The sequence below is a fragment of the Bacillus salipaludis genome, assembly GCF_030938565.1.
Classification (GTDB): Bacteria; Bacillota; Bacilli; order Bacillales; family Cytobacillaceae; genus Neobacillus; species Neobacillus salipaludis_A.
Genome location: NZ_JAVGVR010000001.1, coordinates 990,185 through 1,005,898 on the forward strand (window position 1 = coordinate 990,185; position 15,714 = coordinate 1,005,898).

Annotated in this window: 10 protein-coding genes, 10 tRNA genes and 2 rRNA genes; 20 read left to right on the forward strand and 2 right to left on the reverse strand. The window is 42.4% G+C overall.

Going from position 1 to position 15,714, the window contains the following annotated elements:
• Positions 1 to 191 precede the first annotated feature (191 nt).
• From RCG21_RS04760 to RCG21_RS04815, 12 genes are all read left to right on the forward strand, one after another.
• Positions 192 to 3,127 (forward strand): 23S ribosomal RNA (locus tag RCG21_RS04760).
• 204 nt (positions 3,128 to 3,331) lie between these two features.
• A 5S ribosomal RNA gene (gene rrf / locus RCG21_RS04765) occupies positions 3,332 to 3,448 on the forward strand.
• A 44-nt stretch (positions 3,449 to 3,492) separates the two neighbouring features.
• A tRNA-Glu gene (locus RCG21_RS04770) sits at positions 3,493 to 3,567 on the forward strand.
• A gap of 39 nt (positions 3,568 to 3,606) precedes the next feature.
• Positions 3,607 to 3,682, forward strand: a tRNA-Val gene (locus tag RCG21_RS04775).
• Between the two features lie 5 nt (positions 3,683 to 3,687).
• Positions 3,688 to 3,763 (forward strand) — tRNA-Lys (locus RCG21_RS04780).
• 50 nt (positions 3,764 to 3,813) lie between these two features.
• Positions 3,814 to 3,888, forward strand: a tRNA-Gly gene (locus RCG21_RS04785).
• Between the two features lie 7 nt (positions 3,889 to 3,895).
• Positions 3,896 to 3,969: transfer RNA gene (locus tag RCG21_RS04790), tRNA-Cys, on the forward strand.
• Positions 3,970 to 4,009: 40 nt separating this feature from the next.
• A tRNA-Met gene (locus RCG21_RS04795) sits at positions 4,010 to 4,086 on the forward strand.
• Between the two features lie 18 nt (positions 4,087 to 4,104).
• Positions 4,105 to 4,180, forward strand: a tRNA-His gene (locus RCG21_RS04800).
• Positions 4,181 to 4,193: 13 nt separating this feature from the next.
• Positions 4,194 to 4,268, forward strand: a tRNA-Gln gene (locus RCG21_RS04805).
• Between the two features lie 21 nt (positions 4,269 to 4,289).
• Positions 4,290 to 4,363, forward strand: a tRNA-Gly gene (locus RCG21_RS04810).
• 5 nt (positions 4,364 to 4,368) lie between these two features.
• Positions 4,369 to 4,442: transfer RNA gene (locus RCG21_RS04815), tRNA-Ile, on the forward strand.
• A 273-nt stretch (positions 4,443 to 4,715) separates the two neighbouring features.
• Here RCG21_RS04815 and RCG21_RS04820 read toward each other — a convergent pair.
• Positions 4,716 to 4,958 carry a hypothetical protein gene (locus RCG21_RS04820; RefSeq protein WP_133336760.1) on the reverse strand — a complete coding sequence of 81 codons (243 nt, stop codon included), beginning with the start codon at positions 4,956 to 4,958 and terminating at the stop codon, positions 4,716 to 4,718.
• Between the two features lie 93 nt (positions 4,959 to 5,051).
• On the opposite strand from RCG21_RS04820, the gene RCG21_RS04825 reads away from it, so the two are divergent.
• The gene (locus RCG21_RS04825) at positions 5,052 to 5,951 is read left to right on the forward strand and encodes a GNAT family N-acetyltransferase (protein ID WP_133336758.1); all 900 of its coding nucleotides are present in this window, start codon (positions 5,052 to 5,054) and stop codon (positions 5,949 to 5,951) included.
• Positions 5,952 to 6,036: 85 nt separating this feature from the next.
• Positions 6,037 to 6,582 (forward strand): DUF4865 family protein, encoded by a 546-nt coding sequence (locus tag RCG21_RS04830; RefSeq protein ID WP_133336756.1) that lies wholly within the window; start codon positions 6,037 to 6,039, stop codon positions 6,580 to 6,582.
• Positions 6,583 to 6,696: 114 nt separating this feature from the next.
• Here the strand turns inward: RCG21_RS04830 and RCG21_RS04835 are convergent, their stop codons facing one another.
• Complete coding sequence (locus RCG21_RS04835) at positions 6,697 to 8,190, reverse strand: amino acid permease (RefSeq protein WP_133336754.1); 1,494 nt, start codon at positions 8,188 to 8,190, stop codon at positions 6,697 to 6,699.
• A 541-nt stretch (positions 8,191 to 8,731) separates the two neighbouring features.
• Here RCG21_RS04835 and RCG21_RS04840 point away from each other — a divergent pair.
• From RCG21_RS04840 to RCG21_RS04865, 6 genes are all read left to right on the forward strand, one after another.
• Positions 8,732 to 9,553, forward strand: a complete 822-nt coding sequence (locus RCG21_RS04840; RefSeq protein WP_133336804.1) for a sugar phosphate isomerase/epimerase family protein — start codon at positions 8,732 to 8,734, stop codon at positions 9,551 to 9,553.
• Between the two features lie 24 nt (positions 9,554 to 9,577).
• Positions 9,578 to 10,921, forward strand: a complete 1,344-nt coding sequence (locus tag RCG21_RS04845) for an amino acid permease (RefSeq protein ID WP_133336752.1) — start codon at positions 9,578 to 9,580, stop codon at positions 10,919 to 10,921.
• Between the two features lie 128 nt (positions 10,922 to 11,049).
• Positions 11,050 to 12,063, forward strand: a complete 1,014-nt coding sequence (locus RCG21_RS04850; protein ID WP_133336750.1) for an SIS domain-containing protein — start codon at positions 11,050 to 11,052, stop codon at positions 12,061 to 12,063.
• Between the two features lie 63 nt (positions 12,064 to 12,126).
• On the forward strand, positions 12,127 to 12,909 hold the full coding sequence (gene frlD / locus RCG21_RS04855) for a fructoselysine 6-kinase (protein ID WP_133336748.1): 783 nt from the start codon (positions 12,127 to 12,129) through the stop codon (positions 12,907 to 12,909).
• 59 nt (positions 12,910 to 12,968) lie between these two features.
• Positions 12,969 to 13,697 (forward strand): GntR family transcriptional regulator, encoded by a 729-nt coding sequence (locus RCG21_RS04860; protein ID WP_133336746.1) that lies wholly within the window; start codon positions 12,969 to 12,971, stop codon positions 13,695 to 13,697.
• A 192-nt stretch (positions 13,698 to 13,889) separates the two neighbouring features.
• Positions 13,890 to 15,698 carry an assimilatory sulfite reductase (NADPH) flavoprotein subunit gene (locus tag RCG21_RS04865; protein ID WP_133336802.1) on the forward strand — a complete coding sequence of 603 codons (1,809 nt, stop codon included), beginning with the start codon at positions 13,890 to 13,892 and terminating at the stop codon, positions 15,696 to 15,698.
• Positions 15,699 to 15,714 lie beyond the last annotated feature (16 nt).

A 15,714-nucleotide genomic window follows, 5' to 3' on the forward strand; every position in this document is an offset into this window, starting at 1 on the left:
GATAATGCAGTCCTTATGGACTGATAAGATGTTGACCGTTTCTTGTTTGTTTAGTTTTGAGGGAGCAATTCTCTCAAAGCTTTTTTAAATCGTTCTTTGAAAACTAGATAATCGTAAGAAGAAGTAACCAAGTAAAAACCGAGTAATCGCCATTTTAGTTTTTCTCTCTAATTTTAGAGTAAAACCTTTTAGGTTAAGTTAGAAAGGGCGCACGGTGAATGCCTTGGCACTAGGAGCCGATGAAGGACGGGACTAACACCGATATGCTTCGGGGAGCTGTAAGTAAGCTTTGATCCGGAGATTTCCGAATGGGGGAACCCACTGTTCGTAATGGAGCAGTATCTTTATCTAAATACATAGGATAATGAAGGCAGACCCGGGGAACTGAAACATCTAAGTACCCGGAGGAAGAGAAAGCAAACGCGATTCCCTGAGTAGCGGCGAGCGAAACGGGAACAGCCCAAACCGAAAGGCTTGCCTTTCGGGGTTGTAGGACACTCAACATGGAGTTACAAAGGAACGGGGTAGATGAAGCGATCTGGAAAGGTCCGTCATAGAAGGTAAAAACCCTGTAGTCGAAACTTCGTTCCCTCCTGAGTGGATCCTGAGTACGGCCGGACACGTGAAATCCGGTCGGAAGCAGGGAGGACCATCTCCCAAGGCTAAATACTCCCTAGTGACCGATAGTGAACCAGTACCGTGAGGGAAAGGTGAAAAGCACCCCGGAAGGGGAGTGAAATAGTTCCTGAAACCGTGTGCCTACAAGTAGTCAGAGCCCGTTTATGGGTGATGGCGTGCCTTTTGTAGAATGAACCGGCGAGTTACGATTACATGCAAGGTTAAGTTGATGAGACGGAGCCGCAGCGAAAGCGAGTCTGAATAGGGCGTTTGAGTATGTGGTCGTAGACCCGAAACCAGGTGATCTACCCATGTCCAGGGTGAAGTCCAGGTAACACTGGATGGAGGCCCGAACCCACGCACGTTGAAAAGTGCGGGGATGAGGTGTGGGTAGCGGAGAAATTCCAATCGAACTTGGAGATAGCTGGTTCTCTCCGAAATAGCTTTAGGGCTAGCCTCACGAAGTAAGAGTCTTGGAGGTAGAGCACTGTTTGGACTAGGGGCCCTCATCGGGTTACCGAATTCAGACAAACTCCGAATGCCAATGACTTATCCGTGGGAGTCAGACTGCGAGTGATAAGATCCGTAGTCAAAAGGGAAACAGCCCAGACCACCAGCTAAGGTCCCAAAGTATACGTTAAGTGGAAAAGGATGTGGAGTTGCTTAGACAACCAGGATGTTGGCTTAGAAGCAGCCACCATTTAAAGAGTGCGTAATAGCTCACTGGTCGAGTGACTCTGCGCCGAAAATGTACCGGGGCTAAACGTATCACCGAAGCTGTGGGTGGACACCATTAGGTGTCCGCGGTAGGAGAGCGTTCTAAGGGCGTTGAAGCTAGACCGTAAGGACTGGTGGAGCGCTTAGAAGTGAGAATGCCGGTATGAGTAGCGAAAGATGAGTGAGAATCTCATCCACCGAATGCCTAAGGTTTCCTGAGGAAGGCTCGTCCGCTCAGGGTTAGTCGGGACCTAAGCCGAGGCCGAAAGGCGTAGGCGATGGACAACAGGTTGATATTCCTGTACCACCTCTTTATCGTTTGAGTGATGGGGGGACGCAGGAGGATAGGGTAAGCGCGCTATTGGATATGCGCGTCCAAGCAGTTAGGCTGAGAAGTAGGAAAATCCGCTTCTCGCGAAGGCTGAGCTGTGACGGCGAGGGAAATTTAGTACCGAAGTTCCTGATTCCACACTGCCAAGAAAAGCCTCTAGCGAGATAAAAGGTGCCCGTACCGCAAACCGACACAGGTAGGCGAGGAGAGAATCCTAAGGTGAGCGAGAGAACTCTCGTTAAGGAACTCGGCAAAATGACCCCGTAACTTCGGGAGAAGGGGTGCTCTTTGAGGTGAATAGCCTCGAAGAGCCGCAGTGAATAGGCCCAGGCGACTGTTTAGCAAAAACACAGGTCTCTGCGAAGCCGCAAGGCGAAGTATAGGGGCTGACGCCTGCCCGGTGCTGGAAGGTTAAGAGGAGGGGTTAGCGCAAGCGAAGCTCTGAATCGAAGCCCCAGTAAACGGCGGCCGTAACTATAACGGTCCTAAGGTAGCGAAATTCCTTGTCGGGTAAGTTCCGACCCGCACGAAAGGCGTAACGATCTGGGCACTGTCTCAACGAGAGACTCGGTGAAATTATAGTACCTGTGAAGATGCAGGTTACCCGCGACAGGACGGAAAGACCCCATGGAGCTTTACTGTAGCCTGATATTGAATTTTGGTACAGCTTGTACAGGATAGGTAGGAGCCGTAGAAGCCGGAGCGCTAGCTTCGGTGGAGGCGTCGGTGGGATACTACCCTGGCTGTATTGAAATTCTAACCCGCACCCCTGATCGGGGTGGGAGACAGTGTCAGGTGGGCAGTTTGACTGGGGCGGTCGCCTCCTAAAGAGTAACGGAGGCGCCCAAAGGTTCCCTCAGAATGGTTGGAAATCATTCGCAGAGTGTAAAGGCATAAGGGAGCTTGACTGCGAGACCTACAAGTCGAGCAGGGACGAAAGTCGGGCTTAGTGATCCGGTGGTTCCGCATGGAAGGGCCATCGCTCAACGGATAAAAGCTACCCTGGGGATAACAGGCTTATCTCCCCCAAGAGTCCACATCGACGGGGAGGTTTGGCACCTCGATGTCGGCTCATCGCATCCTGGGGCTGTAGTCGGTCCCAAGGGTTGGGCTGTTCGCCCATTAAAGCGGTACGCGAGCTGGGTTCAGAACGTCGTGAGACAGTTCGGTCCCTATCCGTCGTGGGCGTAGGAAATTTGAGAGGAGCTGTCCTTAGTACGAGAGGACCGGGATGGACGCACCGCTGGTGTACCAGTTGTCTTGCCAAAGGCATCGCTGGGTAGCTATGTGCGGACGGGATAAGTGCTGAAAGCATCTAAGCATGAAGCCCCCCTCAAGATGAGATTTCCCATAGCGTCAAGCTAGTAAGATCCCTGAAAGATGATCAGGTTGATAGGTCAGAGGTGGAAGCGTGGCGACATGTGGAGCTGACTGATACTAATCGATCGAGGACTTAACCATAACGAAAAGCGGAGGCGACTGTTCAACTTCGACAGACGTTGGAGAGCCGGCACTTCAAATCCTGCCTTTTGGATTTGTAGGGACGGATCGAAACGGCCGAGAAGTTAGGAGCCGAAGCTAGACAAGTCTTAAGGTGAACTCGTTTTTACTAAAACTTCTTCTGTATTATCTAGTTTTGAGGGAATGATACCTCAAACTTAATAGTCTGGCAATAATGGCGAGAAGGTCACACCCGTTCCCATACCGAACACGGAAGTTAAGCTTCTCAGCGCCGATGGTAGTTGGGGGCTGTCCCCCTGTGAGAGTAGGACGTTGCCAGGCTAAGCCCTTTATGGGGCTATTATTTTTGAAAATTTTTAAACAGCGGCCCCTTGGTCAAGCGGTTAAGACACCGCCCTTTCACGGCGGTAACACGGGTTCGAATCCCGTAGGGGTCACCATAGTTTTGTCGAAACAGTGAAAATAACTTACATTATAATGGAGGATTAGCTCAGCTGGGAGAGCATCTGCCTTACAAGCAGAGGGTCGGCGGTTCGATCCCGTCATCCTCCACCATAAACGAGCCATTAGCTCAGTCGGTAGAGCATCTGACTTTTAATCAGAGGGTCGAAGGTTCGAGTCCTTCATGGCTCACCATTTTTAAATGAATTGTAACAAAATTGGAGAAGTACCATAAGCTTTAATATGCGGAAGTAGTTCAGTGGTAGAACACCACCTTGCCAAGGTGGGGGTCGCGGGTTCGAATCCCGTCTTCCGCTCCACATTTTTGGCGGCATAGCCAAGTGGTAAGGCAGAGGTCTGCAAAACCTTTACCACCGGTTCGAATCCGGTTGCCGCCTCCAATTTTATAAGATTATATTGAAATAGGTAATTCAATTCCATGGCGGTGTAGCTCAGCTGGCTAGAGCGTACGGTTCATACCCGTAAGGTCGGGGGTTCGATCCCCTCCGCCGCTACCAATTTAATATTTGATTATGGCGGGTGTGGCGAAGTGGTTAACGCATCGGATTGTGGTTCCGACATTCGTGGGTTCGATTCCCATCATCCGCCCCATTATTTATATCGATGGGCTATAGCCAAGCGGTAAGGCAACGGACTTTGACTCCGTCATTCGTTGGTTCGAATCCAGCTAGCCCAGCCATTTTTTATAAAATTGTGATATGCGGGTGTAGTTTACTGGTAAAACCTCAGCCTTCCAAGCTGATGTAGTGGGTTCGATTCCCATCACCCGCTCCAATTAAGGGCCTATAGCTCAGCTGGTTAGAGCGCACGCCTGATAAGCGTGAGGTCGATGGTTCGAGTCCATTTAGGCCCATAAAAATTTGAAATTGTAAAAATCAAAGTCCAATTCGAAATCGAATTGGACTTTTTTGAATTTAGATGCCCGGATGCTGGATAAACCAGCGGTCATTGTAACCGAAAGCGGTTCTCGGTGCCCGCAAACCCGAAAAAAACAGCTTCTACGGTAACCGAAAGTCCATCTAGATTCCCGAACACTCCAAAAAATCAAAATACAGTCATCGAGCTCTACTCTTGATGCCCTAATAGTCTAAAAAATTGCTAACACGGGCACCCAGAATACAAGCCATCAACTCAATGATTCCTCAAAGAACCCCAATGCGTATTTAATCGCTTCCTCTACTTCATTGGTTTCATATCCCGTTAAATCCTCATCCGTTATCTCTAATTTTGTCCCAGTCAAGCTATAGCCGCTATCTAAATTAATATCAAGAAATACCTCATAGCCCTCAGTTGTCTTGGTAATTTCGATAATATCGTAATCCCGTATGGCCGTGCCGGTTGGATATTCTAATGGCTCTAATTCTGACACAAACAATCCCTCCTTAAATGAATATCAACCATATCATACCCACAAACGAAAAAACATATATAGAATAAACAGTTGTTTTTGTGGGGGGATAAAATGAAAGTAGAAGCATTAAATAGCGAAAAAATAAATGACTTCATAGATTACTGTAAAAAACATGGAAATGAGATTGACGGCTCTTATCTTTACGATGAAGAACTAAATAAATTTATGCCGAATAAAGAGAATCCTACCTATATGGTGACCAATAAACAGGGGAAGATGGTTGCGGCCGCATCCCTGATCATGGACGATTACAATCAAAGAGGACGAACAGCACGATTTAGAATTCTTCATTCCCAGAAAAAGAACCGAAAGTGTTTCCCATTGCTTTTACAGTCCATATTAAATCATACAAAAGAGTTAGATAAAATCTTTCTTTTTATCCCGGTGAAAAATAAACCTCTGTCTAAATCGCTAGAACAACTAGGTTTTACTGTAGAACGATACTCCTTCCTGATGGTAAGAGAGGCCTTAGACGTCCCCGAGGTTACTTTTCCCAGCGATTATACGATCAAAACTTTCAGGCCAGGAAAGGATGAAGAAATTTGGTGTAAAGTTCGAAACGCGGGGTTTGCCAACCTAAAGGGGAGTGAAACACCGATCACACCTGATAACGTTAAGATAATGGTTGCTAGTGATGATTACCTTGAAGGTGGAATGAAAATCCTATTTCATAAGGAAAAACCAGTTGGGGTGGTCAGAGGTGCCGCTGATAAGCATGAGGACGAGCCAATTTTGAATATTGGACCGCTTGCGATATTGCCGGAATATCAAGGAAAAGGCTTAGGGAGAACTTTACTTAGGGCTTCTCTTCAATTTGCCAGGGACAATCTTTACAAAAGAACAATTCTTTCAGTTAATGGAGAAAATGAAGGGGCAAAGGAGCTATATCGTAAAGAGGGTTTTAAAGAAGCGGATGCATTTGCATGCTATCAATTAGTATTAAAAAAGTAAATCAAACTTATAAAATTTCCCGATTTATGATTTACTGGGGTTGGTAAATCTATATTTTTCCAAATTAGAGAGGGAGGGAAAATGAATGATTGCAACACAATACAAAATTACATTACCGAGTGATTATGATATGAAGATCATTAGAGATAGGGTAATAACTAATGGTCATAAAACAGATGGATTTGAGGACCTAAAATTTAAACTATATTTAGTAACTGAAAAAGGCCTAAATCAAAATCTGCAAAATAGTTATTGCCCCTTATATCTTTGGAAAGGCAGCAATGGGCTAAATAAGTTTTTGTTTAATGGACCTTATGATAATATATTGAATTCTTTTGGATGGCAGCGAGTAAATGTCGGAATTCCACTAATCGATACTACTACATCTAAAATAAAAGAAAATCAATATCTATTTCAAATCACAAGAAAAATACCACAACAAGAAAGTCTAAATAACTTAAAGGATAAAATAGCGGAAAGTATTCCAACGATTATTCATACAGAATATATCGTAATCTATAATCCAGATAAGTGGGAGTATGATGTATTTTACTTTTTAAGTGATATAAGCCAGGTAAAAGAAATGAGTGGAACTATTTATAATATACTGCATATTTCACAAGGGGAATAAATAGAGAAATGACGTGTGTCCATGCACACGTCATTTCTTATTCCATTTTCAAGAAATTATCCGAAAATGGAACCCCTTATATGAAAACTGGAGCATTTAAAAACATTCCTTCAATTAAGCTTTACGGTGTTCATCAAAATCAATCCTGCATTCCTCCAACGGAATAACCTTTGTTTTCTTAATAAATTTATATCCAAGCCACATGACAAGGAAGAGCGGGATGCCGAGATAGGCAGCAATTACACCACCCCAATCAATATGGTCACTTAAAAAGGCCTGATAGTTTTGGGCCAATAGGACGATTAAACAAAGAGCAAAAGCAAAGATTGGGCCGAACGGGAACCATTTAGAACGATAAGGAAGATCTTTTAAGGAATATCCTTGTGCAACGTAGGCTTTTCGGAAGCGATAATGGCTGGCAGCAATTCCTAGCCAAAAAATAAATCCTGTTACACCGACTGAATTCATCAGCCATATATACACTGCGCCATCCCCGAAGAAGGAAGAAAGGAAGGCCAACATCCCTACAAGGGTTGTTGCAATGATTGCAGGGACGGGAACGCCTCGATTATTGAGTTTGGTAAAAAGTCGAGGAGCCTGCCCTTCTTGGGCCATTGCAAATAACATCCGGCTCGTAACATAAAGACATGAATTTCCTGCGGACAATACCGCTGTTAAGATAACTGAATTCATAAATGATGCTGCAATCGCAAGTCCAGCCTTTTTAAATACTAGCGTAAAGGGACTGAGCATGACCGTATCTCCTGCCAAACTGCTAGTGGTATAAGGAATAATTAAACCGATTACAAAAATTGATAGACAATAGAATAAGAAAATCCTCCAAAAAGTCGTGCGAATCGAGCGGGGTACGTTTTTCACGGGATTTTCACTTTCACCTGCTGCAACACCGATGACTTCCGTTCCTTGGAAGGAGAAACCAGCAACGATGAAAATGCCTAACGTAGCCATAAATCCGCCTGAAAACGGTGCATCACCGATCGTAAAGTTTTTGAATCCAATTGGTTTTCCGTTCATAATACCAAAAATCATGAGTAAACCGATACCAATAAAAATGACAATCGTAACGACCTTTATTAATGAAAACCAATATTCCCCTTCTGCATATCCCTTAACTGATAAATAGTTTAGCAAAAAAATAGTAACTAAAAAGAATAGGCTCCATAAAAATGAGGAACTGTGAGGAAACCAAAATTTCATAATCATTGTTGAAGCTGTAAGCTCTGCAGCAAGGCATATCGCCCAGGAATACCAGTAATTCCAGCCTAAGGCAAATCCAAGAGCTGGATCAATAAATCGGGTAGCATAAGTACTAAATGCACCGCTAACCGGCATGAATGTCGCAAGTTCTCCTAGGCTTGTCATAATAAAATAAACCATGATTCCAATTAAAGTATAAGCGACTAAGGCTCCACCAGGTCCGGCAGCGTGAATGGCGGGGCCGCTGCCCAGGAAAAGGCCAGTTCCGATTGCACCGCCTAATGAAATCATCGTCAAATGTCGTGCTTTTAATTTTCTTTGCAATGTAGGGGTTGTTGTAGCTTCTTGTTGTTCAGTTCTTGGAGATTGCTTTACATTGATATCGAGCATATAATACCTCCTCTGAAATTAAGTTAGATTGATTCAAGCGCTTTCAAAAAAATAGGACAACAGTTCATCAAATTGTCAAAATACTGATCCTTTATACACCTCCAAAAATTTGCAAATTTACATATCAAAGCCGATTATTTCTGGTTGGAATTTTCAGATAAATTTAACAATTGATTATAGTATAAAAGTGTTGTTTTTTCAGTGTCAACAAAATTTCTCCAACCTTTTTAAAGTTATTAGTCTAATAAATTAGTTAATTAAAGTATTGAAGAGGGGTTTGGACATTTTCTAGTTTTTTCAAAATGAATCAATCGATGACAAAAAGTTATTTTAGAAAAATAAAAAAAGGTGCCTGGCACCACCCGAATTTTGTCGAAAAAAATTATTTTAGAAAAGGGAACTGGACAAAAAAGATTAATCTTTTTTGTCAAATTCCGCTCAATAAAAATATTTAAAATATTCATTGCATTTAATGTATTAGTTGATTATAATACAAGACATAACAAATAAATAAGGTTCACCTGAAGGGAGGTTTAATATGTTGAAAATAGCAGGAATGAATATTACTTTTAGGCATTATCCTTTCCGATATTTCTTGGATTGTATGGATCGCCTGAATATAAGTAGTATTGAATTATGGGCCGGTGGGCCACATTTATATGTCTATCGAAATCTGCTTAGTAATTTAAGAGAGATTAAGAGAGAGGTTAAAGCAAGAAATATGGAGATTGTCTGTTATACTCCAGAACAATGCATCTATCCTTTTAATCTTGCCACATCGGATTCACCGTGGCGAAAAGCGAGCATTGATTATTTTATTGAAAATCTACATGCTGCCGTCGAATTGGAGACGGATAAAATGCTGATTACTTCCGGAATCGGTGACTTTTCCCTTACACAAGAAGAATCTTGGAAGTATGCAAGCGATTCTATTTTTCAAATCTCCAAAGCAGCTGAGCAGGAAGGAATCACTCTTGCGCTTGAACCATTAACGAAATTTGAGTCCAATCTCATTATTGACACACCTGGACTAAAGAGAATGATTGAAGAAATTCAATCTCCTTCATTAAAAGGGATGATTGACACCGTGGCCATGCAGCTGGCGGGTGAAACACCGGATGATTATTTTTCGATGCTTCCAGAGTTAAGTCATTTCCATTTAATCGATGGCGATAGTGAGACAGATTCTCACCTTGCTTTAGATGATGGAAACCTAAATTGGAGAGAATATGTCAAAAGCCTTCAAAACCATCAATATGAAGGGGTATGTACCCTCGAGATTATGGGATCAAGTTATTATCAAAATCCACAAGATGCCGTTAAGAAATCATTAGAGAAATTAAATGAATTAGAAATCTTATAATCTGATAATTTGGAGGAACTCTTTATGAGTAATACTACGCTAACACGAAAGCTCGGTTTTTGGTCGGCTTTAGCAATTGCTGTTGGAACGACTGTAGGATCAGGTATTTTTGTCTCTTCCGGAGATGTCGCCAAAGCAGCCGGAACCCCTTCGATTTCTATTTTAGCTTGGATTATCGGCGGCATTATCGCCATCCCGCAAGTAATGGTTCTTGCTGAGTTATCAACAGCTTATCCCCAAAATGGAAGCGGTTACGTTTACCTGAATAAAGCAGGCTGGAGACCTTTAGCCTTTTTATATGGATGGGCAACCTTCTGGGCACTAGATCCTCCATCAATTTCGATTATGGCTTTAGCCGTTGTATCTTATTTAGCCAGCTTTTTTCCATTCTTCTCTGGATTTGCCGGTAAATTATTAGGGGTTGCCATTATATTGGTGATTACCTCGATCCATTATCGGAGTGTAAAAGAAGGCGGTCTTTTTCAGGTGATTATTACCGCTGTAAAAATTATTCCGTTTTTAATCGTTATTGCATTAGGTTTGATGTACATGAACACGGGAAACTTCTCGTATACACCTCATGGTGGTGCAGTAAAAACAAGTCTAATTGGCGGTGTCTCTGCGACCACTTGGGCCTACACGGGTATGGCAGCCATTTGTTTTATGGCAGGTGAATTTAAAAATCCGGGAAAAATTCTTCCGCGTGCACTAATTAGTTCTGTCTTTATTGTGTTAATTTTATATACCTTGCTAGCCGTTTGTGTAACGGGATTAATGCCTTTTGATAAATTAATCCACTCAAGTGCAGCTGTTTCAGATGCCGTTAAGTATATACCGGGGCTTTCACATATAGCTTCATCCTTTGTAGCGATTACTGCCATTATTGTTATTTTAGGTTCATTAAGTTCCTGTATTATGTTTCAGCCGCGCTTAGAATATGCAATGGCAAAGGACGGGCTGTTCTTTAAACGTTTTGGACGAGTACATCCTAAATATGAAACACCTAGTTTTTCAATTATTGTTCAGGTTACGTATGCATGTATTCTTGTGTTTGCAACGAATTTAACCACTTTGCTTGGATATTTTACCTTAATTCAATTGGTGATCAATATTTTAGACTTTGCCGCGGTTTATAAATGCCGCAAACGGGATGACTATAATCCAATCTACCGGATGCCGATGTGGAGATTAACAACGATATTAGCCATTCTTGGAGCATCATGGCTTGCGTGGGGGACCTTTACTTGGGCTCCATGGCAAGGGATGATTGCGGCATTTATTGTCATTGCCACAGGATTGCCAGTCTATTTCTACTGGGAAAAAAGATATGGATCTAAGAACGGCAAGGACGGAAATTTAGTAGCGTAATGATTTTAGGAAGTTGGTTCATCAAGAACTAGCTTCCTAAAAATTTTTTTAAAAAAACAATTGTATAATTTGTATTGTTTAATTATAATACAAGACATAACAAATAAACTTTTTCGGAGGACTACGCCATGTTAAAATTTGATGAAGAGTTATTCCTGAAGCTTGTGGAAAAAGAAGGGCTTGCATTTAAGGGGCAAATCGAAGAAATCGTTGATTCAATTTGTCAAAAAGGGTACAGCAATATTTTCCTGATTGGTGCTGGTGGAACGATTGCGATGATGTATCCCTATGAATATATTTTAAAATCAAATTCAACGATTGATGTTCATGCTGAAATTGCGGCAGAATTTATGGTCATGAACCATAGACATTTTTCAAAGAATTCGGTTTGTATCTTTACCTCCGTATCGGGAACAACACAAGAAACCGTTGCTGCTGCTGAGTTTTGTAAAGAAAGAGGAGCTACTACGCTTGCATTGGTTGCGGAGCCAAATACTCCATTAACCGAGGTAGTGGATTACTGTATCACAACCGGTTCTGAAAAGCATTCTTTTGATACATTCTTTATGCTGCTATACATGGTAATTTTCCGATTCATGCATAACAAAAATGAATTTCCACAATATGAGCAGTTTATAAGGGAAGTCTCCTTGCTGCCGCAAGCAATTCTTAATGCTGTAAAGGCTTTTGATAAAAAAGCAGAGGAATTTGCAATTAGACATAAGGATACCGATTACCACATGATGGTCGGTTCAGGTAATCTATGGGGGAACACTTACTCCTATGCAATGTGTATTTTGGAGGAAATGCAATGGATTCATGCGAAATCTATCCATGCAGCGGAATTTTTCCATGGCACGCTTGAACTAGTGCTCGAAGATACTAGTGTTATTTTACTTAAAGGGGAAGATGAAACGAGACCGCTGATGGACCGTGTTGAAAGATTTGCTGAAAAGATTACCAGCCAATTAACTGTTATTGATACAAAAAACTTTGAAATGCCGGGTATTAGCGAAGAATTTAGAAAGCATTTTTCTGTCAGCATAAACTGGGCAGTGTTAAGCCGCATTAGCGTTTACCTTGAGCGGGAGAGAAACCACCCATTAGAGCTAAGAAGATACTATCGTAAAGTAGAATATTAAGAATTTTAAAGAGCACTACCTAGTAGTGCTCGTTCTTCAATTTAAAAGAAAGCGGGAGTAAGAATGAGAATTGTAACAGTCGGAGATAACTGTATGGATGTCTATCTTGCAAGCGGGAAGGCGTATCCCGGAGGAAACCCTGTAAATGTTGCTGTCTACTTAAAGGAGTTGGGGGCGGACTCTTCCTATATCGGCTGGGTTGGGAATGACCAATATGGTGATCAAATGATTGAGGCGGTCCAGGGCAAGGGCGTGGATACGACATTTCTCGCGAAGAAGGACGGGAAAACAGCGGTTACTCATGTTGAATTGATTGATAATGATCGTCGTTTTGGGGATTATGATGAAGGAGTAATGGCTCAGTTTACCTTAACCGATGACGAACTGGAGTTTATTCACACCCATCAGCTTGTTCATGCTGGAATTTGGGGACATGTTGAATGGTATTATCCTCTTTTTAAACAAAAAGGATTGCTCACGGCGTTTGATTTTTCAGACCAGTTAGAGCATGGTCTGGTTAAAACATTGCCCGCCTTTGTGGACTATTCCTTCTTTTCTTATATAAAGGATGATGAATATATCAGGGGATTTTTAAAGGAGGTTAAAAAACAAGGTTCTAGGGTGGCGGTGGCTACGTTAGGAGAAAATGGCTCGATTGCTTACGATGGCGAGCAATTTTACCAGTGCGGAGTGTTAGAGGCCGATGTTGTTGATACGATGGGAGCAGGTGACTCTTTTATATCCGGCTTTATTTATGGAACATTGCAGGGACAATCGATCCAACAATGTTTAACATTAGGGACCAAAACGGCTGCAAAAACCATCCGCTATTTCGGTGCATGGTGACGCTAGCCGGCCGGCAATGTATAATAATGTATAAACATATGATGGATAGGATGAAAAGTATGAATTTAAATGCTTCAACCCCGCAGCCTCTCTATATGCAGATTAGGCAAATGCTGCAGAATGATATTCAGCAGGGGAAATATAAGCCGGACGAACAGATTCCCACAGAAGCAGAGCTTTGTGAAACATATAATGTCAGCCGAATCACGATCCGAAAAGCCATTGAAGAATTGGTGAAGGATGGTACATTGACACGTATACCACGCAGGGGAACGTTTGTAGCTTCGAATAAGTTTCACAATGAATTGTTATCTGTAAGTGGATTCTCGGAGTTCAGTCACCAGTTAGGGATGATCCCAAATTCCCGTATTCTTAGAAGTGAAGTGATTACGGCACCAAAGGATGTTGCGGAACACCTCAAGATTGAGGATGGAAGTCCGGTACTAGTACTTGAACGGCTTATGTATGTGAATGACCGTCCGCTTTTCTATGATATTGCGCATTATTCGCTAATTCAGTTTCCGGATTTGGAAAAGAAAATTGCAAGGGACGAATCCACTTATAAAATCCTTTCAGAGGATTACAATACAGAAATAGTCAGCAACGATAAAATCATCGATGTAATTGGTGCAACAAAGGAATACGCCAAATACCTAGAATGCGATATCGGAGCCAACCTATTCAGAATCCTAAAAATCGCCTTTAACTCAAACGACCAACCCGTCCACCTCTCCACATTCATGTGTGAAACAAGCAAAGTAAACCTAACCGTCCATCGGGCGAAATAAACCATGCCAGTTAATCTGGTGTGGCTTTTTTTTATCGAAAAATAAATTTATTTTAAAACCGACTTGACTTATAGGAATTGTCAAATTATTATATTATTAATCTATTAGAGAGACTGAAAAGTAAAAAAATTCTTGTCCCGTGATATTTTAAAGCGGGTTTTTGAATTTTAATTCCTTAGTGAGGTGGATATGTTGCAACTTCAGGTATTAAACAGTCCGTTTAGTCAGGAGCAGGCAGAGCTCCTAAACCGTATTCTGCCGACATTGACAGACCAACAAAAGCTTTGGTTAAGCGGATATCTAGCTGCTTCCCAGTTTTCGGGGGCGCAAGCAGCTGCACCGGCAGCTTCACAAAATGCTGGTCAGGCCGTTTCCAAAGACGTAACCATTATTTACGGTTCACAATCTGGAAACTCCAAAGGGCTTGCGAATAAAGCAGCCAAAACATTGGAAGGAAACGGCTATCTTGTCACACTTTCTTCCATGAGTGATTACAAACCAAACAATTTAAAGAAGGTTCAAAACCTGCTGATTGTTGTCAGTACACATGGGGAAGGAGATCCGCCGGATAATGCGATGACCTTCCATGAGTTTCTTCATAGCAAACGGGCTCCAAAGCTGGAAGGCTTACAATTTTCCGTATTAGCTTTAGGGGACAGCTCTTATGAATTTTTCTGTCAAACAGGTAAACAATTCGATGATCGTCTCGAGGAACTTGGCGGAACAAGGCTTTATCCACGATTTGACTGTGATGTTGATTTTGATGAACCAGCTGCAGAATGGCTTGAAGGCGTTCTTAGCAGCCTAAAGGATGCTCAAGGTGCAGGCGCTGCTGAAGCCGCTGCAGCTGCCAGCACCCTGCAAACTATTGAATCCGAATACTCCAGAACGAACCCGTTTAAAGCAGAAGTACTTGATAACATCAATCTGAACGGTCGGGGATCGAATAAAGAAACGCATCACCTTGAACTTTCACTTGAAGGGTCTGGTCTTACGTTTGAGCCGGGAGACAGTTTAGGCGTATATCCTGAAAATGATCCGGCTTTAGTTGAGCAGCTTCTAAATGAATTAAAATGGTCCAAAGAAGACCAAGTAACAGTAAAACAAGGCGATGTTCGCACTCTTCAAGAAGCGCTCCAATCATACTATGAGATTACGACTTTGACAAAGCCGCTTCTTGAGAAAATTGCACCGCTCTCCACAAATGAGGGATTAAAAGAGCTTGTTGCTCAAGGAAATGGAGAAAAATTAAAAGAGTACATCAATGGACGTGACATATTAGACCTGGTTCGTGATTTTGGTCCGTGGGGTGATTCTGCTCAGGAGTTTGTTTCTATTCTTCGTAAAATTCCGGTTCGTCTTTATTCAATTGCGAGCAGTTTAGCTGCCAATCCTGATGAAGTGCATTTGACGATCGGTGCGGTTCGATATGAGGCAAATGGCCGGGAAAGAAAAGGCGTAGCCTCCACGTATGTAGCAGAGCGTTTGGAGCCAGGGGATCATGTGTCTGTTTTCGTTCAACAAAATGAAAACTTTAAACTGCCTAAAAATCCTGAGACACCAATCATCATGGTTGGACCAGGTACAGGTGTTGCGCCGTTCCGTTCTTTTATTCAAGAACGTGAAGAAACCGGTGCCGAAGGAAAATCATGGCTGTTCTTCGGTGACCAGCATTTCGTGACCGATTTCCTATATCAGACAGAAATGCAAAAATGGCTGAAAAATGGGGCACTGACAAAGTTGGATGTTGCTTTTTCGAGGGATACAGAAGAAAAAGTATATGTACAACACAGAATGCTTGAGCAAAGCAAAGAGCTATATAAATGGCTTGAAGAGGGTGCAGTTGTATACATCTGCGGAGATGAAAAACATATGGCACATGACGTCCATAATACCTTCATTAAAATTATTGCAAAAGAAGGCGGCTTAAGCCGTGAAAAAGCAGAAGAATATCTGGCTGAAATGCAGCAGCAAAAACGTTATCAGCGTGATGTATACTGAGAGGAGTTTTTTTAAA

What these genes read in the sequence shown, in the direction of transcription:
- RCG21_RS04860 (WP_133336746.1), top strand. Translation starts at nt 12,969, where the DNA reads ATGAATTTAAATGCTTCAACCCCGCAGCCTCTCTATATGCAGATTAGG.
- RCG21_RS04830 (WP_133336756.1), top strand. Translation starts at nt 6,037, where the DNA reads ATGATTGCAACACAATACAAAATTACATTACCGAGTGATTATGATATG.
- RCG21_RS04845 (WP_133336752.1), top strand. Translation starts at nt 9,578, where the DNA reads ATGAGTAATACTACGCTAACACGAAAGCTCGGTTTTTGGTCGGCTTTA.
- frlD (WP_133336748.1), top strand. Translation starts at nt 12,127, where the DNA reads ATGAGAATTGTAACAGTCGGAGATAACTGTATGGATGTCTATCTTGCA.
- RCG21_RS04835 (WP_133336754.1), bottom strand. Translation starts at nt 8,190, where the DNA reads ATGCTCGATATCAATGTAAAGCAATCTCCAAGAACTGAACAACAAGAA.
- RCG21_RS04825 (WP_133336758.1), top strand. Translation starts at nt 5,052, where the DNA reads ATGAAAGTAGAAGCATTAAATAGCGAAAAAATAAATGACTTCATAGAT.
- RCG21_RS04850 (WP_133336750.1), top strand. Translation starts at nt 11,050, where the DNA reads ATGTTAAAATTTGATGAAGAGTTATTCCTGAAGCTTGTGGAAAAAGAA.